General features: G+C 63.9%; 15 protein-coding genes. 3 read left to right on the forward strand and 12 right to left on the reverse strand.

The window, feature by feature from the left end; all coding sequences use genetic code 11:
* A complete protein-coding gene (locus tag MYCSP_RS19650) occupies positions 1–1,512 on the forward strand; it encodes an alpha,alpha-trehalose-phosphate synthase (UDP-forming) (RefSeq protein ID WP_083019061.1) in 1,512 nt (503 codons plus the stop codon).
* On the opposite strand, the gene MYCSP_RS19655 is transcribed toward MYCSP_RS19650, so the two are convergent.
* The 12 genes from MYCSP_RS19655 to MYCSP_RS19710 form a co-directional block, all read right to left on the reverse strand.
* A complete protein-coding gene (locus MYCSP_RS19655) occupies positions 1,509–2,012 on the reverse strand; it encodes a mammalian cell entry protein (RefSeq protein ID WP_083019063.1) in 504 nt (167 codons plus the stop codon). The genes MYCSP_RS19650 and MYCSP_RS19655 overlap by 4 nt on opposite strands.
* The gene (locus MYCSP_RS19660) at positions 1,991–2,668 is read right to left on the reverse strand and encodes a mammalian cell entry protein (protein WP_070909113.1); all 678 of its coding nucleotides are present in this window, start codon (positions 2,666–2,668) and stop codon (positions 1,991–1,993) included. The genes MYCSP_RS19655 and MYCSP_RS19660 overlap by 22 nt, the downstream gene beginning before the upstream one ends.
* Positions 2,665–4,185, reverse strand: a complete 1,521-nt coding sequence (locus MYCSP_RS19665) for an MCE family protein (protein WP_088414826.1) — start codon at positions 4,183–4,185, stop codon at positions 2,665–2,667. The genes MYCSP_RS19660 and MYCSP_RS19665 overlap by 4 nt, the downstream gene beginning before the upstream one ends.
* Positions 4,185–5,351, reverse strand: a complete 1,167-nt coding sequence (locus tag MYCSP_RS19670; RefSeq protein ID WP_088414828.1) for an MCE family protein — start codon at positions 5,349–5,351, stop codon at positions 4,185–4,187. Before MYCSP_RS19670 ends, MYCSP_RS19665 begins: the two co-directional genes overlap by 1 nt.
* Positions 5,348–6,754, reverse strand: a complete 1,407-nt coding sequence (locus tag MYCSP_RS19675; protein ID WP_088414830.1) for an MCE family protein — start codon at positions 6,752–6,754, stop codon at positions 5,348–5,350. Before MYCSP_RS19675 ends, MYCSP_RS19670 begins: the two co-directional genes overlap by 4 nt.
* On the reverse strand, positions 6,751–7,809 hold the full coding sequence (locus MYCSP_RS19680; RefSeq protein ID WP_083019067.1) for an MCE family protein: 1,059 nt from the start codon (positions 7,807–7,809) through the stop codon (positions 6,751–6,753). Before MYCSP_RS19680 ends, MYCSP_RS19675 begins: the two co-directional genes overlap by 4 nt.
* Positions 7,802–8,836 (reverse strand): MCE family protein, encoded by a 1,035-nt coding sequence (locus MYCSP_RS19685; protein ID WP_088414834.1) that lies wholly within the window; start codon positions 8,834–8,836, stop codon positions 7,802–7,804. Before MYCSP_RS19685 ends, MYCSP_RS19680 begins: the two co-directional genes overlap by 8 nt.
* Positions 8,837–8,838: 2 nt before the next feature.
* Complete coding sequence (locus MYCSP_RS19690; RefSeq protein ID WP_083019071.1) at positions 8,839–10,038, reverse strand: MCE family protein; 1,200 nt, start codon at positions 10,036–10,038, stop codon at positions 8,839–8,841.
* 15 nt (positions 10,039–10,053) lie between these two features.
* Positions 10,054–10,860, reverse strand: coding sequence for an MlaE family ABC transporter permease (locus tag MYCSP_RS19695; RefSeq protein WP_043076719.1), 807 nt, complete (start codon positions 10,858–10,860; stop codon positions 10,054–10,056).
* 53 nt (positions 10,861–10,913) lie between these two features.
* Positions 10,914–11,681 carry an MlaE family ABC transporter permease gene (locus MYCSP_RS19700; RefSeq protein ID WP_005071300.1) on the reverse strand — a complete coding sequence of 256 codons (768 nt, stop codon included), beginning with the start codon at positions 11,679–11,681 and terminating at the stop codon, positions 10,914–10,916.
* Between the two features lie 236 nt (positions 11,682–11,917).
* A complete protein-coding gene (locus MYCSP_RS19705; protein ID WP_083019073.1) occupies positions 11,918–12,823 on the reverse strand; it encodes a 3-oxoacyl-ACP reductase in 906 nt (301 codons plus the stop codon).
* Between the two features lie 95 nt (positions 12,824–12,918).
* Positions 12,919–13,110 (reverse strand): ferredoxin, encoded by a 192-nt coding sequence (locus MYCSP_RS19710; RefSeq protein WP_005062259.1) that lies wholly within the window; start codon positions 13,108–13,110, stop codon positions 12,919–12,921.
* Between the two features lie 232 nt (positions 13,111–13,342).
* Between MYCSP_RS19710 and MYCSP_RS19715 the strand changes: the two genes are divergently transcribed.
* Complete coding sequence (locus MYCSP_RS19715; RefSeq protein WP_070909105.1) at positions 13,343–14,521, forward strand: acyl-CoA dehydrogenase family protein; 1,179 nt, start codon at positions 13,343–13,345, stop codon at positions 14,519–14,521.
* Between the two features lie 29 nt (positions 14,522–14,550).
* Positions 14,551–15,657: an acyl-CoA dehydrogenase family protein gene (locus tag MYCSP_RS19720; protein ID WP_088414836.1), complete on the forward strand. Its 1,107-nt coding sequence runs from the start codon at positions 14,551–14,553 to the stop codon at positions 15,655–15,657.
* Positions 15,658–15,662 lie beyond the last annotated feature (5 nt).

Here is a 15,662-nt window from a genome sequence, read left to right on the forward strand (position 1 = left end):
ATGGTGTCTCGAGCCGATGAACGATCGCCGGTAGAGACTGTCACCGGCACCTCAGACTTCGTCGTCGTCGCCAACCGGCTCCCCATCGATTTGGTGAAGCTGCCCGACGGCTCCACCACCTGGAAGCGCAGCCCGGGTGGGCTCGTCACCGCCATGGAACCGCTGTTGCGCAAGCGCCGCGGCGCCTGGGTGGGCTGGCCCGGTGTCCCCGATACCGACGTCGAACCGGTCTCCGAGGACGACATGATCCTCTATTCGGTACGGCTCTCCACCGAAGAAGTCGCCGAATACTACGAGGGCTTCTCCAACGCCACCCTGTGGCCGCTGTACCACGATGTGATCGTCAAGCCGGAGTATCACCGGGAGTGGTGGCAGGCGTACGTCGATGTGAACCGCAAGTTCGCGGAGGCGACGGCAGCGGTCGCGGCGCAAGGTGCGACGGTCTGGGTGCAGGACTACCAGCTGCAGCTGGTACCCAAGATGCTCCGCATGCTGCGCCCCGACCTGACGATCGGCTTCTTCCTGCACATTCCGTTCCCGCCCGTCGAGCTGTTCATGCAGATGCCGTGGCGCACCGAGATCGTCGACGGCTTGTTGGGTGCCGACCTCATCGGATTCCACCTTGCCGGTGGTGCCCAGAACTTCATGTACCTGGCACGACGACTGGTGGGCGCCAGTACATCTCGTGCATCGATCGGCGTGCGCTCCCGGTTCGGTGAGATCCGGGTGGGCTTCCGCACGGTGAAGGTGGGCGCATTCCCCATCTCCATCGACTCGACGCAGCTCGACAGCGTGTCCCGCAGCAAGCAGGTCCGCCAGCGCGCCAAAGAGATTCGCGCCGAGCTCGGTGGTCCGCGCAAGATCCTGTTGGGTGTAGACCGGCTCGATTACACCAAGGGCATCGATATCCGGCTGCGCGCCTATGAAGAGCTGCTCGCCGAGGGCCGCGCCAGCCGCGACGACACTGTCTTCGTCCAGCTCGCCACTCCCAGTCGAGAACGCGTGGACAGCTACAAGAAGATGCGCGGAGACGTGGAACAGCAGGTGGGCCACATCAACGGGGAGTTCGGCGAGGTCGGACACCCTGTGGTGCACTACCTACATCGGCCGGTGCCGCGTGAGGACCTCATCGCCTTCTTCGTCGCGGCCGACGTCATGTTGGTGACACCCCTGCGCGACGGCATGAATCTCGTGGCCAAGGAGTACGTCGCCTGCCGCAGCGACCTGGGCGGCTCGCTGGTGCTCTCCGAATTCACCGGCGCCGCAGCGGAATTGCGACAGTCTTACCTGGTAAATCCGCACGATATCGACGGGGTGAAGGACGGTATCGAGTCGGCACTCAACCAGACCCCCGAAGAGGGGCGGCGCCGGATGCGGGCGCTACGTCGACAGGTGCTCGCCCACGATGTGGATCGGTGGGCGCGTGCGTTCCTGGAGGCGTTGTCGACGCCGGCCACCGGCGAATCAATCGCCCCGGAGCAGCCCGCAGTCCTGGGCGGCGAGCCGCTTTAAAGCGGCGTGATGTAGGAGATCAACCATTTGTCTCCCACCCGCGTGTAGTCCACCTGGATCGATGACGAGTCGTACACCGGGGTGCGCGACTGGTCGGTGATGGTGCGATTCATATAGACCACTACCTGCGCCGAGTCGCGATGTGCGGCAATGATTCCGGTGCCCACAACACTGGTCTGGCTGACAATCTTGCGTTGTTTGGCCTGCGGGATGATCTCCCGGTTGGCCTTGTCTTCGAATTCACGCCGGTACTCGGGGGTCAGTCCGGCGTACTGCTCGTCGAGGCTGCGCTCGACGGTCTGGTAGTCGTATCCGAAGATGCTGCCGACCTGCTTACCGGCCTGCTTGATGAGCGTCTCTCCCGCAGCCCGGCTGGCCATCGTGTCGACCCTGTGCCAGTACATTCCGCCGGCCACAGCAGACAATCCCACCACGGCGCACACCACAATCGCGACGAAAACTCTTGTCAGCCAGCGCATCAGCTCTGCCCGTCCGGCCACCGCAGGTCATAGGCGGTCATATTGCCCTGCTGATCCTCGGCGACGATCATCCGCATGCGATACGACTTGGAGGGCTCGTTGACTCCCGAATCCGCGTTGGTCAGCGTCACACGCGCGGAGATGAGTATCGACGCCTTCTTGCTCACCTCGTCGACACTCTCCAAGCTCGCCTTCTTGATCACCACCTCGGAGCTGGTGCCGGTTTGGTGATACAGCGCCTTGAGATTGGCGGTGTTGTCGGGGTTGAACGTGCCCCGCAGCGGCCCACTGGTGCTGTTGACGAACTGGTCGACGTTTTTGTCGATGCTGTCCGGGCTGTAGGTCATCATGTTCGTCACCGACTGCACTGCGGTATCCACGAAACGCTGATCGCGCGCGGCCCGAAGATCGTCGTTGTGCTGAGCACGTCCCATCAGGGCCAAAGCCACCCCTAATGCGCCGATGAGCACCACCGCGAGCACCGCCGCCACCCTCAGCACGCCGCGCGTGTTGCCCGGTCGACGCGAATCGGCAACGGTGGGCTCGGGTTTCGACCGCAACTCGGTGCGGCCAAGCGACACACTGATCGGCTCGGCGCTGATCTCACCGGTCGGTCCCGCGGGCCGCGCCGCACGCCGACGCGCGGCCTGGGTCGGGCCCTTCGTCTCTTCGGTCATACCGGCTTCGGTCCCAGCATCAGATCTGCCCACGTCTCCGCCTCACTGCCGCGGTCCAGCGCGGGCGCGTACACACTCGGCTGATTGTTGGCGTCAAGAAACACACCATTCTTCGGATCATAGGCGCGTGCCGCCATCGGCTCTGATTTCGCCGCCGCCGGCATCACATCGCCACCGGCCGGCGGCGCTTCCGGAACGGGCGGGGGCAGCGTCGGCGTACCCGGGTCCGGCTCGGCACCCGGTGGAATATTGGGGAATTTGTTGGGCGGCAGGATATTCCGCGGATCCTCCACCGGTGTGCCGTATGGAACCGGCGGACCACGCCACGGGTTGCTCCCGATCGGCACGTACCCGCGCGGGTCACGGCACAACTGGATGGTCGGCGCACGCTTGCCGGGGAATTCCTGGCACGGGTAGTTGCGCGCACCGCGCACCGCACTGGGATCGTTCTGGGCGGTCTTGCAGTACATGTCCCTGGGCAGCTCGCGCAGGGTCTCGTCGGCCGGGGTACGCATCAGCGGGGCCGGCACGAAACCGGTCAGACACGGCGGCGGGTCACCCAGGTTCAACCGGAAGTCCAACTTCGCGCCCTCATCCATGGGTGCACCACCCGCCACGGTCAACAGCGCCGAGAACAGCGCGGGCAGGATCACCAGGGACTGCTCGATCGACTTGTTGTAGATGACGCCGACTCGACCCAAATTCGCCAGGCTGGCCGCCAGCACCGGGAACGACGGGCGGATACCCGCGAACAGCTCGGAGGCTTGCTCGGCGGCCCCCGGCGCCACCTTGAGGAACTGTCGCAGCTGCGGGTCGGCCTTGACGAAATGCTCCGTCAACGCCGCCAGGCTGGACACCGATCCGCGGATGTTGTCACCGCTGCGAATCTGGGCGTCGAGTAGCGGTCCCACCTGATCGATCAGTTTGGTCGTGCTGTCGTAGTTGCCATTGGCTTCCTGGATCAACAGCCGCGACGAGTCGATAAGCCGGGAAAGTTCCTGACCAGATCCGTTGAACGCCTTGAACGCCTCGGCCAGCACCTCGCGCAGCCGGGTGTCCGCAACCGTGTTCACCAGACCGTCCGCCTGGCGCAGCAGGGTGGAGACATCGGTGGGGATGGAGGTGCGATCGGTGCCGATGACATCGCCCGACCGCAGGGTGCCGACGGCACCCGTGGGCGGCGGCGTCAGATCCACGTACTGCTCACCGATGGCCGACACGCTCTTGACGGCGGCCAGCACATTGCCCGGCACCTTCACGTTGTCGTTGAGCCGCATGTTCGCGGTGACTCCCTGCTGAGTCAGTTCGACATCGGTGACGCGGCCGATCTGCACACCGCGGTAGGTGACATTCGCATTCTGGTAGAGGCCGCCGGTGGCGACGAACTGCGCCTTCACGTTGTGCTTTCCGATGCCGAGGGCCGTGGGCACTCTGAGGTAGAAGATCGCCATCAGCGCCACGCTGACCACCGTCACCGCCGCGAAGATCGCCAGCTGTATCTTGATCAGCCTTTCCATCAGCGACCACCTCCCTGCGGCGCGGCGGGCGCAGGCAAGTCGAAGGGGCTGGTTTCCTTGCCGTTCAGGTTGGCCATGGATCCGATGAGCCATTCCGGCGGATTCACGACGTCATTGAAGTGCTGCATGTTCGGGTCGAAGAACGACGTGGTGAAAAGCGTTTCGCCCAAACGCCGGGCGGTCAGATCGAACGTCACGAAGACGTTCAGGTAGTCGCCACGAACAGCGTTGCGCAGATACTTGGTGCTGAACGGGAAGGTGGGCAGCAGGTCGAGGCTGTCGATCAACACGTCTTTGTTCTCCGCGAGCGCCCGGACCACCGGGTATAGCCCCTTGAGATCGGCGACGATGTCTTCCTTGGTCGTCCGGAGCACCCGATCGGTGATCTTTGCGAGATTCCCCACCGAACGGAACGCCTCGACGATGTTGGCGCGATTCTCGTTGAGCACCTTCAGCGCGGGTTCGATCGAATCAATCGCCCGCCCAAGGCTTTCCTTGTGTTCGGCCAGGACTCGCGAAAACTTGTCGATGCCCTCGATGGCCGAGACGATGTCGGCCCGCTGGGAGTTCAGTGAGGCGATCAGCGTGGCGAGCTTGGGCAGCACCTGGGTCAGATTTCCGGTGCGCCCCTTGAACAAGTTGTAGGTCTCATCGGTGATGTCCTGTATCGCACCGAGATTGCCCTTGTTGACCACAACGGACAACGCGGAGAGCACCTCTTCGGTGCTGGGGTACTTGCCGGTTCGACTCAACGGAATGGTGGCTCCGCCGGTCAGCCTGCCCACCGCGGGCTCGCCGGTGGGCGCGGCCAGCTCGATGTGCTGCGAGCCGAGGAGGCTGGTCTGAGCGACCTTGGCGACGGCGTTGGCCGGCAACTGCACCTCGGGCCCCAACGAGACCTTGACCCCGGCATACCACGAGCCATCGGGCTTTTGGAAGGCATCGATACCCGACACACTGCCCACCGTCACGTCGTCCACCATGACCGGAGAGTTCTGCGGCAGCGTGGTGACATCGGGCAGCTCGACGGTGATCGTGTAGGACCGCGATCCGTGCCCGGCCGTACCGGGCAGGTTCAACGAATTCAATCCGTTGAACTGACACCCACTTGCGACGACGGCGACCCCGACACCCATGGCCACGCCGCGCATTACCTTCCGGCTCATCGCGGTCCTCCCGGAATCGGTGGCGGCGCAGCATCATCCGTGGTGACAGGGAAGCCCGGAGGTACCGGCCCCGGCTCCGCCGGCCGTAGCTCCGTACCCGGGGGCGGCGGCGCGTTGATCTCGTCGGGCCCGAGCATCAAGGAGCTCAAATCCTGCGAAGAGGGCTTCGGCGGTGGCGGTGCACCATTGGGCCGAACCCATACCAGATCCTCGCGGGGCGCCTCGGATTTCGCCTCGGTCTCCGGGGTGTCGTAGATGATCTGTCCCTTGTACGCCGAGATCTGGTTGATCGGATGCAGCAGGATCGGCGCGTAGTTGAAGGTCGCGCGACGCAGCACGGGCCCCATCCGTTCACGGCAGATCTCGGCCCGCTTCAGATACTCGGTCTTGGTGCCTGTTTCGAAGACACCACCGCAGATGAACTGCACCGGGTTGGCCAAGTTCGGAATCGAGAGCATGCCGTTCAGAGTTCCGGCCGCCGGGTTGTAGATGTTGTAGAAGTTGGCCAGACCGTTCGGTGCGACGTGCAAGATCTGTTCGACGTCGTCACTCTGGTCGGAGAAGATCTTCACGAAATCGCTCAGCTTGTTCACCGAATCGACGAGCGCAGAGTTGGTGTCTCCCAGGAAACCTCGTACGTCGGTGAGCGCCTGATTGAGTGCACCCAGGGTGGCACCCAGGTTCTCGGTGCTCGCCGCCAGCACCTTCGATACCGAGGCCAAATGGGTACTGAACTGCACGATCTGCTCGTTGGAGTTCGCCAACGCATCCACCAGCACCTGCAGGTTCTTGATGGTGCCGAACAGGTCTGTGCGCGAGTCGCCGAGCCGCCCGGCGGCCTGCGAGAGCTCGCGCACGGCATTGCGGAACGAGTCACCGTTGCCGTCGAAGGTGCTTGCCGCCTGGTTGATGAAATCGCTTACCGGGCCCTTAGATTCGCCCTGCGGGCCCAAACTGTCGCTGAGCTTGGCCAGCTCGGTCTTGACCTCATCCCATTCGATCGGGACCGCGGTCTTGTCCAGCCCCAACGATGCCCCGTCGGCGAGCGCCTGCCCCTCTGTGTACGCCGGGGTCAGCTGAACGAACCTGGCGGTCACCAGATTCGGCGCCATGATGATCGCCTGCGCGCCCTCGGGCACCTTGAACGTGTCCGGCAACTCCATGGTGACCTTCACGTCACCCTCACGCGGCTCGACGGCGGTGATGCGACCTGCCTTCACGCCGAGAATCCGAACGTCATCGCCCGGGTACAACCCGACCGCCGACGCGAAATGCCCGACGATCTTGTAGGTTCCGCGGCTGGGCCACACCCAGTACAGCAGTCCACCCACGAGTGCCACCGCGAGCATCGCGAAGACGCCCTTCTGAATCCAGGGTCTGAGACGGTTCCCTTGTGTTGTCATGGCGATTTCGGCCTCATGACTTGGCGTTCACCGATCAGACCGTTCAGGTAGTCGGAGAGGCTGGCCGGCAGCTTCCCGGGCTGGAAGTAGGTGTCGAACATGACGGCGGTCAGCGTCGCGGGCGGGAAACCGTAGACGTTGACGTGGAAGCCCGGCCCGGAGGACACGACCTCGCCCAGCGCCGTGCCGTATCCCGGAAGACGCTTGAGCGCCTCGCTGATGTGCGCCTTGCGGTCCAGCAGGTCATCGAGCACAAGGTTCAGCTTCTCCATGGTGGGCCGGAACTCCTGACGGTTGTCGGCCACGAATCCACTGATCTGCTGCGAGAGCCCCTGCACACGATTGATCAGCTCACTGATCGCCAAGCGCCGCTCGTCGAGCGCGGCGAAGAGTTGGTTGCCATCGGTGACAAGCTTGTTCACCTGCCCGGCGCGCTCGGAGAGAATCCCGCTCACGGCCTTGGCGCGGTTCAGCAGCTGTTCGAGGGCCGCATCGCGGGCATTCAGTGTGCGCGAGAGGGAGGCGACGCCGTCCAGGGCACCACGCAGCTGTGGGGTGGCATCACGCATCGCATCGGTGATGACCTGTAGCGATTGATCCAGCTGCGCCTTGTCTATCCCGCCCGCCGAGGCACCGAGGTCGCTCAGCGCGCTGTTGAGGGTGTACGGAGTCCTGGTGCGGCCCAAGGGAATCTCGGTGATACGACCCGCGCCGGCCGGCGTCACCGACAGCGACTTCTCACCCAGCACGGTGGTGGTCCTGATCGCGGCCAACGATTGGTCGCCCAGGCGAATCGAACGATCGACGGTGAAGTTCACCCGAACTTGGTTGCCCGCCAAGGACACATCTTTGACCTGCCCCACCTTGATACCCGAGACAAAGACGTTGCCGCCCGGCTCGAGGCCTCCGGAGTCCGCGAAGTAGCCGGTGTATTGCTTGCCCTGCGGCCAGAACGGCAGTCCCGTGTAGCCGAACGCGACCAGTACCAGCATCGCCACCACGGCGATACCGAAGATTCCGGTCCGTACCGGATCTTTCTCCTGTATGTCACTCATTTTTGAAGGCACACCTGCCCTTCGACGGGTCGGGCGGTCCACCGAACGGGATCAGCCAGTCGGTTCCGACGGGCCCGTTGACCTTGATCCGGATGGAGCAGTAGTAGATGTTGAAGAACGATCCGTAGGCACCAAGCGCGTTGAGCCGCAGGTAGTTTTCGGCCAGGTTCTCCACCACGACGTTGATGTCTGCCTTGCGCTCATCCATCCGGGTTGCCAGCTGGCGAGTCTGTTCGATGGTGCCCTTGATATACGGACGAGTGTCCTTGAGCACCGATTCCAGCGATGAGGCCGTCGAGGCAAGCGGCGGCAGCGCTCCGGCGATGACATCGCGCTGTTCTGCCAGGCCGGAGACGAGCTGCTGCAACTGGTCGACGCTCGAGGAGAACTGGCTACTCTTCGAGTCCACGGTGCCGAGCACTTCGTTCAGGTGGTTGATCACATCGCCGATCAACTGGTCGCGTTCGGCCAAGCCCGAGGTGAATGCGGATGTGTCACCCAATAATTGAGACAGCGTTCCACCCTGTCCCTGCAAGATCTGAATGAACGCGTTGCTGATCTCGTTGACCTTCGCGGCGTCGAATCCCTTGAGCACGGGCCGAAGTCCGCCCAGCAGCGCGTCCAGATCGAGAGCGGGCTGGGTGTGCTCCTTGTCGAGCGTTCCACCATCGGGCAGCTTGCGCAGCTCACCGGGGCCCGAGGTGATCTCCAGATACCGATCACCGACCAGGTTCTCGTACCTGATGATCGCGCGACTGGAGCTGTAAAGCTGATACTTCGAGTCGACGTCGAAGGTGACTTCGACATTGTTGTCCTTCGTGAGCGCCACGTCCTTGACGCGCCCCACCGGCACACCGGCGATGCGCACCTTCTGCCCGGACCGCAGGTCGGAAGCCGTGGTGAATACCGCGTGATACCGCTTGCCGGCACCGAATCGGAACTCGCCGAAGGTGATGATCAGCCCGGCCGCCACCAACAGCATCACCACGGTGAAGATGACGACCTTGAGCCGCGTCCCTGTGTTCATCGCTAGAACTCACTTCGCTTCGCGAAGGCGCCGTTGTAGAGGTACTGCAGGGTATCCGGAGCGTTGACTTGCAGCTCCTCCAACGGCTTGTACGGGATGTACGCGTTGTCGGTCACCAGGAAGGGCGATCGGTACCACGACCCGTTCTGCGCCTTGGTGGGAATGTTCGGTAGGCCACGGCAATTGGGGCCACCGGAGCCATTCACGATGGGCAGACTGTCCGGATAGGTGTACACCGGTGCGCCCAGCGGAAAGCTGTTGCTCAGGAACAGGCCGGGACGAACTCCACCGATGAGCGGGGTGAAGGTCACCAACGCCTTGGAGATCGCCTGCAGTGTGCAGGGAATCTCGGGTGAGTACCTACCGAGCAGAGTCGCGGGCGCCCGTAACCGCTGCAGCGCCGCGGTCAGATCCTTCTCGGCTGGAGCCAGCGTCTCGTATCCGTTGTTACCCAACCCAATTGCTGCGAGGAGCGTTGCCTTGAGGTCCTGCTGTTGGTCTACGACGGTACGGCTGAGCGGGGGCAGATTGTCGAGGATGCGCACGATGTTCGGTGCGGCATCGCCATAGATCTGCCCGACCTGTCCGGCCTTCTGGAAATCCTGTTGCAGGGTGGGGAGTTTGGGGTTGAGCTGGTCAAGGTACTGGTCGAGCTCGACCAGCCCCTGTCCGAAGTTGTCCCCGTTACCGCGCAGCCCCTCGCCGACGGCGGTCAGGGTGGCGTTGAGATTGACCGGATCGATCTTGCCGAGCAACCGGGTCAGGTTCTCGAACACGGTGTTGACCTCGAGCGCCACCGCCTCGGCGGTCACCGTCGCGCCCGGCCTCAGCGATGAATCGGATGGCTGTTGCGGGGCAAGAAATTCCACTGACTTGGCGCCGAACACGGTGGTACCGGCGATGCGCACGGTCGCGTTCGACGGAATCATGCGCAGATCCTTGGCGTTGACCGCCAGCTCCAGCTTGGCTTGCTCGTTGGCATAGGAGATCGACGTCACCTTGCCGATCTGCAGACCGTGGAACTTGACCTTGCCGCCCTCCTCCATCACCAGCCCCGCGCGCGGGGAGACGACGGTAATGGGCTTGGTATCGGCGAAGGCGTCGTTGTACGCCAGGTAGGTCAACACAGTCAGCGCCACCAACACGGCGGCGAGCACCGTGCCGGCTAGCCGGACAGACCGGCGCGTGGACGTATCGGACATCTCCTTCCTTATCCCCTAGCCCGAGAGATTGAAGTTGCCGGACCCGCCGTAGACGGCGAGTGAGATGAACAGGGTGACCAGCACAACCACGATGAGCGAGGTGCGCACAGCCTGACCGACGGCAACACCCACGCCCACCGGACCGCCGGAGGCGTTGAACCCATAGCTGGTGTGCACGAGCATCACCACCACGGACATGACGATCGCCTGGAGGAAGGACCACAGCAGGTCGGTCGGCACCAAGAAGGTGTTGAAGTAGTGGTCGTACACGCCCGGTGACTGACCGTTGATCATCACGGTGGTCGCGCGGGACGCGAAGAAGGCCGCCAGCACCGACAACGAGTACAACGGAATGATCGCGATGAGGCCCGCCACCAAGCGCGTGGACACCAAATAGGAAACGGCATGCACCGCCATGGTTTCCAGCGCGTCGATCTCTTCCGCGACACGCATGGCGCCCAACTGGGCCGTCGTCCCTGCGCCGATCGTGGCGGCCATCGCGATACCCGCCACCACCGGCGCGACGATGCGCACGTTGAGGAACGCGGACAGGAAGCCGGTGAGCGCCTCGATACCGATATTGCCCAGCGAGGAATAGCCCTGGACCGCGATGACACCACCGGAGGCCAGGGTGAGGAAGACGGCGACACCGACCGTGCCACCGATCATCACCAGGGCGCCGGTGCCCATGGTGATCTCGGCAAGCACCCGGATCGTTTCCTTGCGGTACTTGGTCAACGCCGCCGGGATATAGCTCAGCGACTGCGCGTAGAAGAGGGCCTGCTCACCGAATTTATCGAACGAGCGTCCCAGACCACGCATATACCGAACGGTATAGGAGGTAAGCGTGTGCGTCGAAAGATACGGTCCGGTCACTAGTGCTTCACCAGAACCCGCACACCGATGGCCGTCATGACCACGTTGATGACGAACAAACAAATGAAGGCGTAGACGACGGTCTCGTTGACCGCGTCGCCGACGCCCTTGGGTCCGCCCTTGACGGTGAGCCCGCGATAACAGCCGACCAGGCCGGCGAAGATGCCGAACAGGAATGCCTTGACTTCGGAGATCATCAGCTCACCCAGCCCGGTGAGCACGGTCAATCCGTTGATGAAGGCGCCCGGGTTGACTCCCTGTAGGAACACCGAGAACACGTAGCCGCCGACCATGCCGATGGCACACACCAGACCGTTCAGCAGCAGCGCGACGAATGTCGACGCCAGCACCCGTGGCACCACGAGCCGCTGGATCGGATCGATGCCCAGCACCTGCATCGCGTCGATCTCCTCGCGAATGGTGCGGGCTCCCAAATCGGCGCAGATCGCCGTGGCGCCGGCGCCCGCGACGACGAGCACGGTAACCACCGGACCGAGCTGGGTCACCGTGCCGAACGCGGTGGCGGCACCCGAGAGGTCGGCGGCTCCGATCTCGCGCAGCAGGATGTTGAGAGTGAATGCCACCAGCACGGTGAAGGGGATGGCGACCAGGAGCGTCGGCAGCAACGAGACCCGCGCGATGAACCAGGTCTGGTCCAAGAACTCCTGCCCTTGGAACGGGCGGCGGAAGATGTTGCGGAACGTGGCCAATGACATGGAGACGAAGCCGCCGACGGCGCGTGCGGGCGCCGCGAGCTGCTGCTTCAACCTTTACTCCTGTCTCACGCATCCCGGTACCGCCGGAGCCTCGCCCCAAAAGAACCGGTTAACGATCGGCGTGTACCTACCACACTGTGAGGCGCACCATACTAACGAGAAAAAATTCTTAGTGTCAATTCATGTACGAATAGACAAATCGCACGCCGTGTCCACTTTGTACTGCGGGTTTGGTGCGATAACTAGAACTCGTTCTATTAAAATCGCACCGTCACCCTCGTTGCTCGTTACTCCTCGGCCATCAGCGCAGTCGCCGAAAATGTGCGCTTCGGATCATGCCCAGCAAAGAAATCAGCCAGCGCTGAATTCAGTGCCGACGGGTCCCATGCGTCCGAATCCGCAGTGAACTTCGCCTCCACAGTAGGCGCCGCCAACAAGGTGACGGTAGGTCCGTAGACGATGAACAGCTGACCGTTAACTGCTTCCGCCGCGGGCGAGGCCAGATACCGCACCAGGGTCACGACATGCTCCGGGGAAAGCGGATCGATGGAGTCCTCGGGCGCGTCACCGAAAACGTCGGCCGTCATCGCGGTACGGGCGCGCGGGGCGATGGCGTTGGCCCGCACCCCGTAGCGGCCGAGGGCCCGCGCGGCCGACAACGTCAGCGCGGTGATGCCGGCCTTCGCGGCGCCATAGTTGGCCTGCCCCTCGGGACCGAGCAGGCCGGCTTCGGAGGACGTGTTGACAAGGCGTCCGTAGACGGGGGCACCCGCGGCCTTGGATGCGCCGCGCCAGTAGGTGGCGGCGTTGCGCGTCAACAGGAAGTGGCCGCGCAGGTGCACGTGGATCACGGCGTCGAACTCCTCGTCCGACATGTTGAAGAGCATCCGGTCACGGGTGATGCCCGCGTTGTTGACCACGACGTGCAGCCCACCGAGTGATTCGGCGGTGGAGATCAGCTCGTCGGCGGTCGCACGCTCACCGATATCTCCGGCAACGGTCACCCCCTTGGACCCGACCGCGGCGATCTCGTCGAGTACATCGCTCTTTTCCAGGGCGGGCGCGATGTCGTTGACCACGACGGTCGCTCCTGACCGGGCCAGACCGATCGCCTCGGCGCGGCCAAGTCCGGCGGCAGCACCGGTGACAATGGCGACGCGGCCACTCAGGTCGGCATCAGCAATCGCGCTCATACAAATTTCCCTTCAGTCCCATGCCTTCGACGCACCCCATCGCACCGGCTCCCGCGCCGTCGAGCGCGTGCGGGGCCGGAGATTTACGAATGCCTCTAGTCTTTGCGAATCAATGCGGCGCGCGGGCACTCCGCGATCGCCTGCTCGACCAGATCTTCCTGATCGGCCGGTACTTCCTCCTGCAGGATGACGACATAGTCATCGTCATCGACGTCGAACACCTCTGGAGCGATCCCGAGGCACACCAAGTTGCCTTCACAACGGTCAGGAACGACACCGACACGCATTGGAAACCTCTTTCCGGCTCCATGAGCCGACTCCGTTGTCTAGCTGGGCTGTATCGCCAGACTACGACACGTGATCGCCGACACAACCCCGGTGACGCCAGGATCTCTGGGCTGAGTTTGTGCGGTGGCGCCGCGTCTGGACTCCCTAGACTAGAACGTGTTACAACTCTTGTGTCAACGTGGGTCACACCTGAGAGCTCACGACACCGGACGGGCAACAGAAGGAACACACATGCATATCGCCTACACGCCCGAGCAGGAAGAGCTGCGCCGCGAGCTACGCGCGTACTTCGACAAACTGCTGACCCCGGAGCGGCGCGAGGCCCTTGCCTCGAATCAGGGTGAGTACGGCAGCGGCAACGTCTATCGCGAGACCGTCGAGCAGATGGGTGCCGACGGCTGGCTCGCACTGGGCTGGCCCAAGGAATTCGGTGGACAGGACCGGTCGGTGATGGATCAGCTGATCTTCACCGACGAGGCCGCGATCGCCGGCGCCCCGGTACCGTTCCTGACGATCAACAGCGTCGCACCGACCATCATGCACTTCGGCACCGAGGAACAGAAGAAGTTCTTCCTGCCCAAGATCGCCGCGGGCAAGCTGCACTTCTCTATCGGTTACTCCGAGCCCGGCGCGGGTACTGACCTCGCGTCGCTGCGTACTTCGGCGGTCCGCGACGGCGACGACTACGTCATCAACGGCCAGAAGATGTGGACGAGCCTCATCGAATACGCCGACTACATCTGGCTGGCGGTGCGCACCAATACCGAGGTGAAGAAGCACCGCGGCATCTCGATGCTCATCGTCCCCACCACCGCCGAGGGCTTCTCGTACACCAAGGTCCGCACCATGGCCGGGCCCGGCACCAGCGCCACCTACTACCAGGATGTACGGGTGCCGGTCACCAGCCGGGTCGGCGAAGAGAACGCGGGCTGGAAGCTAGTCACCAATCAGCTCAACCACGAGCGCGTGGCCCTGGTTTCCTCGGCACCGATCATCACCGCGCTGCGCGAGGTGCGTGAGTGGGCCCAGAACACCAAGGGCCCGGGCGGCCGCATCATCGATTCGGAATGGGTGCAGCTGAACCTGGCACGCGTACATGCCAAGGTCGAATACCTCAAGCTCATCAACTGGGAGCTGGCCTCCACCACCGATGCCGCGCCCTCTCCCGCCGACGCCTCCGCCACCAAGGTCTTCGGTACCGAGTTGGCCACCGAGGCCTACCGGCTGCTCATGGAGGTTCTCGGGACGGCGGCAACCTTGCGTCAGGACTCTCCCGGCGCCCAGCTGCGCGGCCGCGTCGAGCGGATGCACCGGGCCTGCTTGATCCTCACGTTCGGCGGCGGCACCAACGAGGTGCAGCGCGACATCATCGCGATGACCGCCCTCGGCCAGCCTGCGGCGACACGCTAGCTCCTACCCCTAGAAGGGCCCACAACACCATGGATTTCTCCCTTACCGAGGCACAGACCGACCTTGGTGGTCTGACCCGCACCATCGCGTCGGCCATCAGCACCCCGGAGCGGCAGAAGGAACTCGACAAGCAGGACAGCCGGTTCGACTGGCAGCTCTGGACCAAGCTGGTCGAGGCCGACATCCTGTCCACCGCAGCCCCCGAATCGGTAGGCGGCGGCGGTTTCGGCGTTCTGGAACAGTCATCGATTCTCGTCGAGCTGGGCCGTGAGCTGGCCGCCGTCCCGTATCTGGAGTCTGTCGTGCTGGCCGCCGGAGCGCTCGCCGCATTCGGCTCGGAAGCATTGCAAAGTGATTGGGCCGCACCGGCTGTCGCCGGCAAGAAGGTCCTGACCGTCGCGCTCGACGGTGAGCCCGGTGAGGGCCCGGTCGCCGCACGCACGGTGTCCTCGCCGGGGGCCGGCTATGTGCTCACCGGCAACCGCGTCCTGGTGCCGTTCGGCGTCGAGGCCGACGCGTACCTGGTGCCCGCCGAGACGGAGACCGGTACCGCGGTCTTCCTGGTGTCGGCCGAGGACGCCGGCGTCACCCAAGAGACGCTGCACACCACCGGCAAGGACAGCTCTGCTGAGCTGATCCTGTCCGAGGTTGCCGTTCCGGCCGAGCGCAAGGTCGGCGATGCGGAGGTGGTGCAGTGGCTGCGCCTCCGGGAATCTTTGGGACACAGCGCCTACCAGCTCGGCGTGCTGGAGCGGGCCCTTGAATTGACCGCCGACTACGCCCGCACCCGCGAGCAATTCGGCAAGCCGATCGGCGGCTTCCAAGCGGTGGCCCAGCGGCTCGCCGACGGCTACATCGACGTCAAGGGCCTGCGCCTGACGCTGTGGCAGGCCGCGTGGCGCGTCTCCGAAGAACTACCTGCCGATGTCGATGTCGCGACCGCCAAGTTCTGGGCCGCCGATGCCGGGCACCGTGTGGCGCACACCGCGGTGCACGTGCACGGCGGTGTCGGTATCGACGAAGATCACCCGGTACACCGGTACTTCCTGGCCGCCAAGCACAATGAGTTCGCCTCGGGTAGCGCGACGGAGCAGTTGCGCCGCATCGGGCGCGAGCTCGCCGACACACCTGCCTAGTATCG

The organism is Mycobacteroides saopaulense, from assembly GCF_001456355.1.
In the GTDB taxonomy this organism is placed as follows: Bacteria; Actinomycetota; Actinomycetes; order Mycobacteriales; family Mycobacteriaceae; genus Mycobacterium; species Mycobacterium saopaulense.